The following is a 12,468-nucleotide window of genomic DNA, read 5'->3' as shown; positions in this document are numbered from 1 at the left end:
GCCGAGCCGGCTGCCGATGTTCCTCGACCGCCGCGTCTACCAGGGCTCGAGCGGACGCGTGTACCCGCTGCCGTACATCGACCGCATCACCGCGGAGCCCGTCGACCGCGACTGGAGCGCCGTCGTGCTCGAACGAGTTCGTGCAGGTCGTCGTCCTGCCCGAGCTCGGCGGGCGGATCCACTCCGGCCACGACAAGACCACCGGCTACGACTTCTTCTACCGCAACGGCGTGATCGAGCCCGCCCTCGTGGGCCTCGCCGGACCCTGGATCAGCGGCGGGGTCGAGTTCAACTGGCCGCAGCACCACCGCCCGGGCACCTTCCTCCCCACGCGGCACGAGATCGAGCGCGCCGTGGACGGCTCCGTCGTCGTGTGGTGCGGCGACCACGACCCGCTCAGCCGCATGAAGGGCCTGCACGGCGTGCGCTTGCGCCCGGGATCCAGCGTCGTCGAGCTCGACGTGCGCCTGCACAACCGCACCCGCGAGCGCCGCACCTTCCTCTGGTGGGCCAACGTCGCCGCGCGCGTGCACGACGACTACCAGTCCTTCTTCCCGCGCGACGTGCAGCACGTCGCCGACCACGCGCCGGGCGATCACCGCTTTCCCCGCGGCCGACCGCCCCTACTACGGCGTCGACTACCCGGCGAGGGCCGCCGACGAGCCCGGGGCCGACCGCCTCGACTTCTACCGGAACATCCCCGTGCCCACCTCCTACATGGTGCTGCGCACCGAGGACTCGTTCTTCGGCGGCGGTACGACCACCGGGCCGGAGCCGGCTTCGTGCACTGGGCCGACCGCCGCTTCGCGCCCGGGAAGAAGCAGTGGACCTGGGGCGACGCGCCCTTCGGCCACGCCTGGGACGCGCAGCTGACCGACGAGGACGGACCCTACGTGGAGCTGATGGCGGGCGTCTTCACCGACAGCCAGCCCGACTTCTCGTGGCTGATGCCCGGCGAGACGAAGACGTTCTCGCAGTACTGGTTCCCGATCAGCGGCATCGGAGTGGCGCACCAGGCCACCCGTGGGACCGCCGTGCACCTGGACGTGGAGGGCGGCCGGATCCGGATCGGAGGTGGCGGTCACCCGGTCGCACCCCGGTGCCGTCGTCGAGCTGCGAGCGGCGGGCGCCGTGCTCGAGTCCTGGACCGTCGATCTCGCGCCCGGAGCGCCGCTCGTGGCCGACGTTTCCACCTCGCGACCCGGGCCCGAGGGCCTCTCGCTGGTCGTCCGCGCCGAGGGTGAGACCCTGCTCTCCTACGAGGTCCCGGAGTCGGCGGCCCAGGAGGAGCCCGCGACGGCGACCGAGCCCCCGTCACCCCGAGAGCCGCGTCGGTCGACGAGCTGCATCTGATCGGCGTCCACCTCGCGCAGTACCGGCACCCGACGCGCTCCCCGCTGCCCTACTGGCAGGAGGCGCTGCGCCGGGATCCCGGGCACGCGCAGGTCCGTCTCGCCCTCGCCGACCACGCCTACCGCCGCGGCGAGTACGCCGAGGCGCTGGAGCACTGCGACGCGTCGCTCCGTCGTCTGACCGCGCTGAACGGCAACCCCGCCGACACCGAGGCGATGCACCTGCGCGGACTGGTCCTCGTGCGCCTCGGACGACTCCGCGAGGCCGCCGCCGCCTTCGGCAAGGCCGCCTGGGACGGGAAGTGGGCGCACGCGGCGCTCGTCAGAGCGCGTGCCTGCTCGCCTCGGCGGGCGATCACTCCGCCGCCCTCGACGACCTGCGCACCGCCCTCCGCCTCGACACCGACGACCTGCGCGCCCGCGCACTCGCGACCGTCTGCCTCCGCGCCCTCGATCGCGACGACGAGGCGACGCGGCTGCTCCGCGAGACGCTGCGCACCGATCCGCTCGACCAGCTCGCCCGCACCCTCGACGGCCGCGACCCCGAGGACCCCTTCGAGCGGATCGACGTGGCGCTCGACCTGGCCTCGTTCGGCGAGGCGGCCGAGGACGGAGCGACTGCTCGCGTCGGTCCTGCACGGGGCGCCGGCACCGGAGGGGGCCGGCAGCGCCGCGGCGATCGCCGGCTACCTGCTCGGCCACCTCCTCGAGCGGCGCGGCCTCGCCGAGGAGGCGGCCCTCGCGCGCCGGGACGCCGCGGCGGCCGATGCCGTGCGCGCCTTCCCCGCCGGCCTCGATGCGCACGACGCGCTCACCGCGGCGATCGTCGCCGACCCCTCCGACCTCCGCGCGCGCTCGCTGCTCGGCATGCTCCTCTACGACGCCGGCCGCCGCGGCGAGGCGGCCGAGCAGTGGCGCCGCGCGATCGAGGGCGGCAGCACCGACGCGGTCACCCACCGCAACGCGGGGCTCTCGGCCTGCAACGACGCGGGCGACGACGACGCGGCGTGGTCCTTCTACCTCCGCGCGCGGGAGCTCGCCCCGACGACGCCGGATCCTCTACGAGCTCGACCAGCTCGCCGCCCGCCTCGGGCACGGGGACCGGCTCGAGCGGCTCGACCGCGAGCTGCCCCTCGTGCTCTCGCGCGACGATCTCACGGTCGGATACGCGGAGCTGCTCACCTCGGCCGGCCGGGCCGCGGAGGCGCTGGACCTGCTCGAATCGCGGCGCTTCCAGCCCTGGGAGGGCGGGGAGGGGCGCGCACTCGCGGCCTGGGACGCCGCCCGCACCGCCCTGGGCCTTCCCCGGGCACTCCCCCGTGAGTCTCGGCGAGGCGCGACCGCAGTTCACCGCGCCCGCCGCCGTGCGCGAGGACGGCTCGACCGACTACTTCGCGACGAGCCTGCCCGAGCTGCTGCTGTTCAACCGCGAGTGAGCGCGGGAAGGGCGGACGGCCCTTCCCGCGCCGGCCCTACTCCCCCGTGAACAGCGCGTTGCCACTCCACCTGCAGGGCGGCGTCGTCCCACATCGGGTGCTGCGGAGCCCGCGTTCGAGCAGACGATCGAGCCCCACGCACCGACGCGCCGGCGACTCCGCCATCGCGAGTCGGCAGTACTCGGCGCCGATCGGCCCCTCCTCGAAGCGCCCCTCGAGCGGCGTGTAGCCGACCCAGCCCTCGCCGAAGACGAGCGGAACGCCGCGCATCGCCGCGTGGTCGGCCGCGACCGCGATCCACTGGCGCAGCGTCGAGCGCATCTCGAGGTGGTGCCGGTCGTAGTGCTCCTCGAGCCAGCGGTCGATGGCGGAGGCGTCGCCCCAGTCGTGCGCGTAGATCTCGCCCCGGCCCACGATCGTGGCCGTCAGCTTCCACTGCGACTCGGGCGGCAGCGTCCACTCGGCGATCGGAGGGGCGCCGGGCAGCAGGAAGGCCCGCTCGGCGCGCTCCTGCTCGAACCCCTCGGAGAGGCCCGCGCAGGCCGAACTCGCGGATCATCTCGTTGAGCACCCCGTAGATGTAGGGGTGCAGCGCCAGCGCACGTCCGAGTTCCACGGGATCCCGCGCATGCCGCCGACGGGCACGTGCGCGTAGTTCACCGCGCACGGCACTCCCGGTGCGAGCTCGTGGAACCGGTCGATGCCGCGGGTCAGTCGCGGAGCGAGCGCGACGGTCGCCGCGTCGATGTCGGCGAGGTCGACGTCGAGCCCCTCGGTCAGATGGCCGGCCTGCACCTCGTTGTGCAGCTCGACGTAGGCGATGCGGTCGTCGAGCTCGTGCTCCGCGGCGAACGCGACGAGGGCGGCCTGCGCCTCGGCGAGCCGCACGGCCCGATCCTCCGGGTCCACCGCCATCAGGGCGTCGAACCAGTCGCGCTCGAGGGCGAAGGAGGAGGACTGCTGGTACTCCCACGACGACACGATCACGAACACGCCGTGGCGGCAGGCCGCCTCGAGCAGCGCGAGCAGGTGCGCGCGCCCGTCGAGCACCGTCTCCTCCTTCACGTCGTACCAGCGCACGCGCTGCGCGTAGTCGCCGCCGAGCGGGCCGAGCCGCAGCGCGCTCGTGTCGAGTCCCGAGCCGAAGAGGAGGAACGGCATCGCACAGATGCGGATCGTGTTGTACCCGCGCTCGAGGCGCCCGGCGAAGGCCGCGTCGAGGTCCTCGAACGGCTCGCCCGGCCCCGTCCGGACGTACCAGGAGAAGTCCCAGAGAGTGATCGTGAGCTTCTCGGGCAGATGGGCGGGCAGCGGGACCGGCGAGTAGCGGGAGTCGGGGTGCAGGGCGGAGCTCGGAGCCGTCATGGCGCCAGCCTAGGCAGCGGTCCGCGCCGATCCCATGGCGGATCGGACGGGCCCTGCTGGACGATCCTCCGGTGCTCCTACACTCGGTGACGTGACGATGACGGACGGATTCCTCGGGCAGAGGCTGCGGGTCCTCCCGGCGCCACTGGTGCAGCGGGCCCTGACCGAGCCGATCACCGACCGGCTCCTCGTGACGGATGCTGGACACTTCCCGCACGCACTCGCGCACAGCCGCAGCCGGCCGAGCGGGGCGGAGGAGGCGATCGTCATCCTCTGCACGGCCGGTCGCGGCCGGGTGCGGACGGGCGACGCGACCTCCGCCGTCGCCTCCGGGCAGGCCGTCGTGATCCCGGCCTCGGTGCCGCACCACTACGGAGCCGACCCCGCCGACCCGTGGTCGATCTGGTGGCTGCACGTGCGGGGAGCGGACGCGCCGGCCCTCGTCGAGGCCGTCCTCGGCGGCTCCCCCTCCCCGTCGTCCCCGTCGGCGACGCCTTCGCCGCCAAGGCCCTGATCGAGCAGGCCGTCCTCGCACTCCGAGCGCGACGAGACCGCCTCGAGCCTGTACCGCGCGAGCGGAGCCGCGTTCCACCTCCTCGCGCAGCTCGCCGCCGACCGCTCCCGCGGCCCCGTCGAGTCCGGCGACCGCATCCGCCTGGCACAGGAGCACCTCCGCGAGCACTTCGCCTCGCCGACGAGCCTCACCGAGCTCGCCGCCCTGGCGGGTCTCAGCCCCTCGCACTTCTCGGCGCTGTTCACCCGCGCGACCGGCCTCGGCGCGGTGGAGTACGTGAAGCGGCTGCGCAGTGCGCGCGCCCGCGAGCTCCTCGTCACGACCGACGACTCCGTCGCCGAGATCGCCCGCGCGGTCGGCTACTCCGACGCCTTCTACTTCTCACGCCAGTTCCGCGCCGTCGCCGGCACGAGCCCGTCGCAGTACCGGGCGGACTACCGCGCCCAGGAGTGACGCGTCCCCGCCGAGGGGACATCGATCCCCGGCACCTGGACATCGGCTGCCCGCAGTCCTAGCCTGCCCGCATCGGCGTTCCCGCCGTCGCGGTCGGAGAGCGGACCGCTCGATCCGTCTTCGGCTCCGCCCGCACCCCGAGTGCAAGGAGCACCTCGTGAACAAGCGCCACCTCATTGCAGCGACCGCAGCCGTCGCCGCCACCACCCTCGGTCTCGCCCCCGCCGCGCAGGCCGCCCCTCCCCCTCTCCTTCGTCTCCGTCACCGACCGGGCCACGGGCCTGGTCTCGCCGCTGAGCTTCGCCGTCGACGATCGCGGCACCGCCTTCGTCGCGCAGAACTTCGCCGGACTGCTCACGAAGGTCGCGCCCGACGGCAGGCACGTCGATCGCCGCCGCCGCCCCGGCTCCGAGATCGGCTCGGTCTCGGTCCGCGGCTCCACCGTCTACTACACCGAGGGGATCCAGGAGCAGGGAGTCGCACTGCTGAAGTCGATCCCGACCGGGGGCGGCGCGCCGACCGTGCTCGCCGACCTCGGCGCCTACGAGACGAGCGCGAACCCCGACGCCGGGAGCACCTACGGCTTCGTCGACCTGCCGTCGGACTGCGCCGCGCAGCTGCCCGGGCCGGCCTCCTACTCGGGGGTCGTGGACGTGCACCCGTACGCCTCGACCGCCACGGCCGCCGGCGTCTACGTGGCCGACGCCGCCGGCAACGCGATCGTGAAGGTGGCGCCGAACGGATCGGTCTCGACCGTCGCCGTCCTGCCGCCGACTGCACCGGTCGTCGTCACCGCGGAAGCGGCCGCGGCGAGCGGGTTCCCCGCCTGCACCGTCGGCTCCCGCTACTCCTTCGAGCCCGTCCCGACCGACGTCGAGGTGGGCCCCGGACGGCCTGTACGTCACCTCGCTGCCCGGCGGCCCCGAGGACGCGAGCCTGGGCGCCCGCGGCTCCGTGCTGAAGGTCGACCCGGCCACAGGAGCGGTCCGGACCGTCGCCACGGGGCTGATCAGCGCCACCGGCCTCGCCGTCGACCGCGTCACCGGCGCGATCGCGGTGACCGAGCTGTTCGGAGGAGCGCAGGGCACGGGCCGCGTCGCCCTGATCCTGCCGCGCACGTCGACGCCGATCACCGGTCTCGACGTCACCTCACCGCCGCGATCGAGCTGAAGAACGGCGCTCTCTACGTGGCGCGCAACGCGTTCGTGATCTCGCCCGAGGGCGCTCCGCAGCCCATCGGAACCCTCACCGTCGCGAAGCTGACGGGCGCGGGAAGCCCGCATGACCGCGGCCGACTGAGCACCGGCGGGTCCGCGGAGGAGTGGAGTCCCCGCGGGCCCGCCGCCGATTCGCGGAGGGGCCGCCCGCCGTGTATAGTCGTACCTCGTTGCGTGCGCCCCCCGGGGCCACGCGATGGACTGCGCCCGTAGCTCAACGGATAGAGCATCTGACACGGATCGGAAGGTTGGGGTTCGAATCCTCCGGGCGCACTCGGAATCCAGACCACTCGGTGGTTCGGAGCCACCGAGTACTGGTTGAGACAGTGCACCGCACACAAGTGCCACTCGCGAGAGTGCTGGAAGGCCCGCTTCGGCGGGCCTTCCGTGGTTCCGGGCGTACGTTTCGCGCCAATCGCAGAACGCCCGGTACTCCTCGGAGGGGACGAAGACACCGCCGGCCATGCGCTCCGGATCGTCGGTCTCGCCGGTCAGGAACGCGATGGTCATGGTCGAGCGCCGCCGCGATCGCCTCCACGTCCTTGAGATACCAGCGCGTCTTCCCGTGCATTTTCTGGCTCAGGTAGGTGCGCTGGATGCCTGACGCCCGTGCGAGGGATGCCATCGTCATACGTCGTCGGAACGCCAGGAGCGTGATGCGCTCCGGGGTCGCGGCGTGGTCACCGCCCGGGATGCTGAAAACGTTGCTCATGCGCCAACTCTCGCCGAGAAAGTGAGGATTGTCCACTTGGCGCTACCGTCTGGCTCATGCGTAACGAATGCCGCACATAGGTCAGAAGCAGAACGGTCAGCAGCCAACCGGCGATCGATCCGAGCCAACCATGGCCGTTGAGTCCGAGGTTGTCCGACCAGAGTTGACCTTCGAGCGCGAGTTCGGCCAGTACCGGAACTGGTGGACTTCGCGACCGACGAGTCGTCGGCAACGCCCTGGAGCATCTATCTGTATCTCCTGAGCCATCGTCGCGACTACGCAATCACGCAAGCTCGCGCGCAGCGGGACCTCGGCCTCGGCAAGGATGCGTTTCTCGCAGCGCGACAGCGGCTCGGAGTGCTGGATACCTCCGCGCAGAGACCGTTCGCTGGCCAGCAGGGTCCGTCGATGAGGCCGGCAAGAAGATCGGTGGCCAGCCCCGGAAGCTCGTCTTCCACGTGCTGGACCCTGAACCAGCCGCCGACCAAGCGGACCAGGCCAAGGAGGGAAACCCGACAACGGGTCGGGCTTCGATTCTCGCGGTGGACGAGCCGGACGGAGTCGGGGGGCTGGTAGGTCGAGCGCACGATCCACGGACGACGATCTCCCGAAAGCCATAAGCCGAGGAGGAATACCCGCACACGGATCGACCGAAGTCCGGTCACCCGCCGCGGAGCAACCGACAACGGGCCATCCCGCCCTTAAGAAAGACCATTCTCAAGAACACCCCTCGAGAAGAATCTCATCATCTCGACTATCGAAAGTGCCTGCGCCCACTTCGGAGTCACACCGACGAGACGGGCGAACTGCTACGTCAATTGCATCCGAGGCTGGATCGATCGCGACTCGAGAGGAAGCTGCTCGATTTGCGTTCCGCTGGTCTCCTTCACAATGGCGTTCAGATGATCGATCTTCTTCAGGCTTCCAGCGCCATCCTCGGTAGAGCGCGAGCGACTGTGGTCGACCCAGTCGCGTTCGTGGCTGCAGGAATCGAAGCAAGCCCGTACGAGTGGCTTCGAGCGGCCGACGACCGCGAACGCCCGGCCCCCGCGAGACGACCGAACGCGCTCTGTGCCACGAAAGGACACCTCTGGGAAAGGCATGGCTGGTGCCGACGATGCAGCGCTCAGTCCCCTGGTGCGGCGGGTGCGACTCGACGACGCGACTGGTGCGTTCGGGTGACGTCTGGGTTCCCTGCCCTGCATGCGAGAGCACCCTCGAGGGCCTTCAGGCGCAGGCCAACACTGTCGCCGAGCACTGACGAAGTGCGGGCCGTCCATGGGCGGCTGCTCGAGGACCGAACCGAATCCGAGATGCAGTAGCTACCGCACTACTTGATGAAGGACCTACTGAAGTGAGTACTTGCACATGAACCACAAGACGCTGGCATTCGTCAACCCGAAAGGCGGAACAGGGAAGACGACGTCGACTGCTTTCGTCTCTCATCAGCTCGCCAGCACCGATCGCGCCGTCCTCATGGTGGATGCCGACCCTCAGGGCTCTCTTCTTCGATGGAGCGAGAGTGCGGCATGGGCTATCCCGACGATCGCACTGCCGGTCCGGAACTTGGACTCTCGCCTCGGCGGCATCGTGCCGCCCGGTGTAGAGATAGTCGTCGTGGACACTCCACCGACCGATGACCAGCGAGGCATCACCGCGGCAGCGATCCGGAGTGCTGATGTCCTGGTCGTCCCCATGGCGCCCACGTTGCTCGATTTTGAAAGGCTCAAAGACGTCTCAGCACTCATCGAACTCGAGCGTGCTAACCGACCTGAAGCCTCGAGGACGGTCGTGCTGCTGAACCGAACAGTCACGAACGCTCGATCGACGCGGATGTACCGTGAGATCATCACCGAGCTCGGACATCAGGTTCTCGAGTCGGAAGTAGCCGAAGAGAAGTGGTCGCACAATCCTTCGGGTCTCGAAGTTGCATTCGGTTCTGTATTCGAGGCCGTTGCGCGCGAGGTCGCTGAACTACCGGGTCGCCGTGAACTCGTCCGCGCAGCACTTGGCCGAGCGACTTCGCGACGCCGCCCGCACACCTTCCGCGACCGTCGAGCCGGCGCGCACTGACCAGCAGGGCCTCCGATCCGGACAAAACCGATCAGGGTGACGGCGGATCTGCCGCCGAGTACCTATCGAACCTTGAACGCGCTGACGCAAGATCTGGCGGCCGCGCTAGCTCGACCTCGAGTGCATCAAGTAGAGGTCATCCGGGCTCTCATCGAGCTCGCGGGGGACGGATCACCATTAGCTCAGCAGATACGTGATGCAGTAGTGCAGCAAGTCCGTAGATGAACGACTGCCACCAGCTACTGTCCGGGTGGGCAGCGACGTCACGACTGCGGTGGCGCGGACCACTTCTGCAGGGCGAGCACCAGGACGTCGAGTCGAGCGCGATCCAGCACGTACTCCTGCCGATGCCAATCACCCGTCGAGGCTTGAAGTGCGCGTACGCGAAGAACGCCGAGGCTTCTGAGCCCGGCCAGGTGGAACTGGAGGGTCTTCAGATTGACGCTGAGCGCGCTTGCGATCGCTCCTCCTGGTCGACGGCCCGCTCTGCACCAGGAAGTCGATGATCGCCAGCCGGACCCGGTTGCCGAACGCATCCGAGGCTGCAAGCACGTCGTCGGGAAGTTCGAAGGAATCTCGGGTTGTCACACGCCAAGTTTCGCGGACACTACGCAACGATCGACGGCGACTCTAGGATAATTCTATGATCCTCAAGCTTGCCGCCCCAGTCCACCTAGACGCTCCCCCTTCAGACATCCTGATCCGGGCGGTGATCCTTGCACCTCCTCTCCGACTCGACTCGGGAGACCGGGCGTTCCCCATCGCGGCCAGTCGCTCCCGTGACGTCGTTCTCGGCGAGGTGCGAGTAGACGAGCGGCTCATGGCTCCAGCCCAGTTCGCCGAGCACGAGGAGTGGTGGATCGAAGGGGTCGTGGAGTTTGTGCGCAACCGGAACACGGCAGTAGACGAGGACATCGCCCCCGGGCTTGTCACGATCTTCGCCATCGAGGCGGAGCGCGTTGGATTGGAGCCTGATCTGTCCGGCCGGAGCTGACTCCGGCAGGTTCGAGTCTCTACATCTGAAGCCGGTGGAACCTGATGAGGATGGATCTGCCGCGGATCGCTCTGCGATCCTTGCCATCGATTCCTCTGCCGCCTTCACGCAGAGCTCCGTCTTCGCACGTGCGGAAACCAAACATCGACGCGTGGCGACACCTTTCGATCAGCACGGAGATGGCGTGCTCGCTCAGGCTTTTGACAATCAGATCATCGACTGGAGTAGATCATCAGCCGCGCTGTGGCGGATCTGTGAAAGCAGATCCTGGATGCGCGGCGTCGATCGCGCGGGCGAGAGGTCGGAAGATCGCGTGCCGCAGGACAGCTGCCGGACGCCCCCGACGGAGACCGAGCGGAGGTTCTGCTCGCCGTTGACGTTGCCGACCCAGACGGCCGTCGCGACCTCGCTCGAGGAGCCGACCATCCAGGTGTGCACGGCGTCGTCGGTGGTGCCCGTCTTGCCGAAGTACGGCGTGCCGTCGTTCGGATCCGACGCGGCGGCCGTTCCCGTCATACACCGCGCATCGCGGAGATCCCCGAGGCGGCGACGTCCGGAACCGACGCGCGAGGGCCGCATCGGCCGACTGCCCGGGAGCGTCGGAACCGTCCGGGGTGATGACGCGGTCCACGAGGACGGGCGAGCAGTAGGTGCCGCCGAATGCTATCGCGGCGTACGCAGCGGCCATCGCCAGCGGCGCAACGGTGTTCTCGCATCCGCCGATCGAGCACGAGGGCCGCGTAGCCAGAGGCTCACCGCTTGCTGCGCGGACGCCGAGCGACTCGGCGACGCCGGCGATCTCGCACTGGTCGAGCTCCTGCGCCATCTGGACGAACACGGAGTTGACGGACTGCGCCGTCGCCGGGCGACCGTGTAGCGACCCGACTCGTTCGCGTCGTTCCGGAAGGAGTAGGAACCCACCCACGGGCCGCCGCAGCTGTCGGCGAACCTCCGCATGTCCACCCGGCCCACTCCGGCGTCGTAGGAGTCGTTCACCGACCCTCCTCCGCGAGGTGCGCGAGGAGCACGAACGGCTTGTAGGTCGAGCCCGGCTGGAACCCGATCGACCCGCCGTGGGTGAGGTCGGCGTTCAGGTTGACCCCTGTCGTCCCGGCGGGAGCCGCGGGAGTGCTGTCGTAGGTCCGGTTCTGCGCCATGACGAGGATCCGTCCCGTGCCCGCCTCCACGGAGGAGGACGCGGCACCGATCTCGAAGCGGGCCCGTGACGGGTCGGCGGTGCTCTGCACGAGGGAGTTCGCCGTCTCCTGCAGGGTGGGATCGATGGAGGTGACGAGCGTGTAGCCGCCGGCACGCCAGTTCGCGGCGCGCTCCTCGGGGGTCGCGCCGAGGGCGGGGGCTCGGGCACGACGGTCGCAGCGTAGTCGCAGACGAATTCGAAGCCCTCTCGGGCGAAGTAGCAGCCCTGACCGGTGTCGGACAGCTGGACGAACCGATCGTCGACCGGCGTGGCGAGCGCCTCGTCGAACTCCGCGGGCGTGACGTACCCCTCATCGCGCATAGCGGTAAGGATCACGTCGCGCCGCTCCTGGTTCGCGGCGTAGTTCGCCGGGTCGACGAGGTTGCGCGCTGAGGGTGACTGCACGACGGCGATGATGCTCGCCGCCTGCGCGAGTGTCACGTCGGACGCGCTGCGGGAGAAGTACCGCTGCGCCGCCGCCTCGACACCGTAGGTGTTGGCTCCGAAGCCGGCGATGTTCAGGTAGGCCTCGAGGATCTGCTCCTTCGTGTAGGACTCCTCGAGGTCGACCGCCTGCCGCATCTCGAGCACCTTCCGCTCGATCGTCGTCTCCGTGGCCTCCTGAGCGAGGACCGCGACCTCCTCATCGGTGAGTGCCGGGTCGTTGACGGCCTCCTGGATGAGGATGTTCCGGACGAGCTGCATCGTCACCGTCGAGGCGCCACTGTCGCTGGATCCCGTGATCTGCCCCAGCGCTGCACGGGCGACGGACGGCAGATCCACGCCGCTGTGCTCGAAGTAGCGCCGGTCCTCCCCCGCGATCGCGGCGTTGCGCAGTGACTCGCTCATCCGCTCCAGCGGCACGACGCGGCGGTTCTGGTCGAAGACGGTCGCGAGGGGGACGACGGCGCCCGCCTCCACGACGGCGATGGTGTTCTGCTGGGAGCCGACTGAGTCTCCAGCTGCTCCGGTGCCCGGAAGAAGGCCAGCGACGAGCGCACCGACACCCCGGTCACCGCGACGACCGGGATGATCATCGCCACGACGAGCACGCCGGCGACCACGCTCAGGCCGATCATTCCGCCCAGGACACCGACGGCTCGCCCGAGGGACGCGGCGCCCCTCATCGCGGCACCTGCGTGACGAGGCTCCTC

General features: G+C 69.9%; 13 protein-coding genes, 1 tRNA gene and 3 pseudogenes. 10 read left to right on the top strand and 7 right to left on the bottom strand.

What is annotated here, in order from left to right; all coding sequences use genetic code 11:
* Positions 1–140 precede the first annotated feature (140 nt).
* The 4 genes and pseudogenes from AC0CII_RS20120 (at position 141) to AC0CII_RS20105 (ending at position 2,675) form a co-directional block, all read left to right on the top strand.
* Positions 141–1,244 carry a DUF5107 domain-containing protein gene (locus AC0CII_RS20120; protein ID WP_465230440.1) on the top strand — a complete coding sequence of 368 codons (1,104 nt, stop codon included), beginning with the start codon at positions 141–143 and terminating at the stop codon, positions 1,242–1,244.
* Positions 1,245–1,343: 99 nt separating this feature from the next.
* Positions 1,344–1,580, top strand: a pseudogene (locus tag AC0CII_RS20115) (tetratricopeptide repeat protein); the annotation flags it as partial.
* A 74-nt stretch (positions 1,581–1,654) separates the two neighbouring features.
* Positions 1,655–1,822: pseudogene (locus tag AC0CII_RS20110) on the top strand (hypothetical protein); the annotation flags it as partial.
* Positions 1,823–2,123: 301 nt separating this feature from the next.
* Complete coding sequence (locus AC0CII_RS20105; protein WP_465231029.1) at positions 2,124–2,675, top strand: hypothetical protein; 552 nt, start codon at positions 2,124–2,126, stop codon at positions 2,673–2,675.
* A gap of 149 nt (positions 2,676–2,824) precedes the next feature.
* Here the strand turns inward: AC0CII_RS20105 and AC0CII_RS20100 are convergent, their stop codons facing one another.
* Positions 2,825–3,202 (bottom strand): hypothetical protein, encoded by a 378-nt coding sequence (locus AC0CII_RS20100; protein ID WP_465230439.1) that lies wholly within the window; start codon positions 3,200–3,202, stop codon positions 2,825–2,827.
* Between the two features lie 141 nt (positions 3,203–3,343).
* Entirely contained in the window at positions 3,344–4,153 is an 810-nt protein-coding gene (locus AC0CII_RS20095; protein WP_465230438.1) for a cellulase-like family protein, read from the bottom strand.
* A gap of 97 nt (positions 4,154–4,250) precedes the next feature.
* Between AC0CII_RS20095 and AC0CII_RS20090 the strand changes: the two genes are divergently transcribed.
* The 4 genes from AC0CII_RS20090 (at position 4,251) to AC0CII_RS20075 (ending at position 6,610) form a co-directional block, all read left to right on the top strand.
* On the top strand, positions 4,251–4,667 hold the full coding sequence (locus tag AC0CII_RS20090) for an AraC family ligand binding domain-containing protein (RefSeq protein ID WP_465230437.1): 417 nt from the start codon (positions 4,251–4,253) through the stop codon (positions 4,665–4,667).
* A gap of 48 nt (positions 4,668–4,715) precedes the next feature.
* Positions 4,716–5,120, top strand: a complete 405-nt coding sequence (locus AC0CII_RS20085) for a helix-turn-helix domain-containing protein (protein ID WP_465231028.1) — start codon at positions 4,716–4,718, stop codon at positions 5,118–5,120.
* Between the two features lie 176 nt (positions 5,121–5,296).
* Positions 5,297–6,550, top strand: coding sequence for a ScyD/ScyE family protein (locus AC0CII_RS20080; RefSeq protein ID WP_465230436.1), 1,254 nt, complete (start codon positions 5,297–5,299; stop codon positions 6,548–6,550).
* A tRNA-OTHER gene (locus AC0CII_RS20075) sits at positions 6,541–6,610 on the top strand. Before AC0CII_RS20080 ends, AC0CII_RS20075 begins: the two co-directional genes overlap by 10 nt.
* A 250-nt stretch (positions 6,611–6,860) precedes the next feature.
* Here AC0CII_RS20075 and AC0CII_RS20070 read toward each other — a convergent pair.
* Positions 6,861–6,968: pseudogene (locus AC0CII_RS20070) on the bottom strand (hypothetical protein); the annotation flags it as partial.
* 1,449 nt (positions 6,969–8,417) lie between these two features.
* Here AC0CII_RS20070 and AC0CII_RS20065 point away from each other — a divergent pair.
* A complete protein-coding gene (locus AC0CII_RS20065) occupies positions 8,418–9,122 on the top strand; it encodes a ParA family protein (protein ID WP_465230435.1) in 705 nt (234 codons plus the stop codon).
* A gap of 263 nt (positions 9,123–9,385) precedes the next feature.
* Here AC0CII_RS20065 and AC0CII_RS20060 read toward each other — a convergent pair whose 3' ends face one another.
* Entirely contained in the window at positions 9,386–9,658 is a 273-nt protein-coding gene (locus AC0CII_RS20060) for a hypothetical protein (RefSeq protein ID WP_465230434.1), read from the bottom strand.
* Positions 9,659–9,765: 107 nt separating this feature from the next.
* Between AC0CII_RS20060 and AC0CII_RS20055 the strand changes: the two genes are divergently transcribed.
* A complete protein-coding gene (locus AC0CII_RS20055; protein ID WP_465230433.1) occupies positions 9,766–10,116 on the top strand; it encodes a hypothetical protein in 351 nt (116 codons plus the stop codon).
* Positions 10,117–10,323: 207 nt separating this feature from the next.
* On the opposite strand, the gene AC0CII_RS20050 is transcribed toward AC0CII_RS20055, so the two are convergent.
* The 3 genes from AC0CII_RS20050 to AC0CII_RS20040 all read right to left on the bottom strand — a co-directional run bounded on the left by AC0CII_RS20050 (position 10,324) and on the right by AC0CII_RS20040 (position 12,393).
* Positions 10,324–10,632, bottom strand: a complete 309-nt coding sequence (locus AC0CII_RS20050; protein ID WP_465230432.1) for a hypothetical protein — start codon at positions 10,630–10,632, stop codon at positions 10,324–10,326.
* Between the two features lie 574 nt (positions 10,633–11,206).
* On the bottom strand, positions 11,207–12,163 hold the full coding sequence (locus AC0CII_RS20045) for a transglycosylase domain-containing protein (RefSeq protein WP_465230431.1): 957 nt from the start codon (positions 12,161–12,163) through the stop codon (positions 11,207–11,209).
* Positions 12,160–12,393, bottom strand: a complete 234-nt coding sequence (locus tag AC0CII_RS20040; protein WP_465230430.1) for a hypothetical protein — start codon at positions 12,391–12,393, stop codon at positions 12,160–12,162. Before AC0CII_RS20040 ends, AC0CII_RS20045 begins: the two co-directional genes overlap by 4 nt.
* Between the last annotated feature and the right edge of the window lie 75 nt (positions 12,394–12,468).

It is taken from the genome of Rathayibacter sp. AC182 (assembly GCF_979253875.1).
The sequence above is the reverse complement of the archived record's forward strand: the minus strand, read 5'-3'. Positions and strand labels throughout refer to the sequence as shown.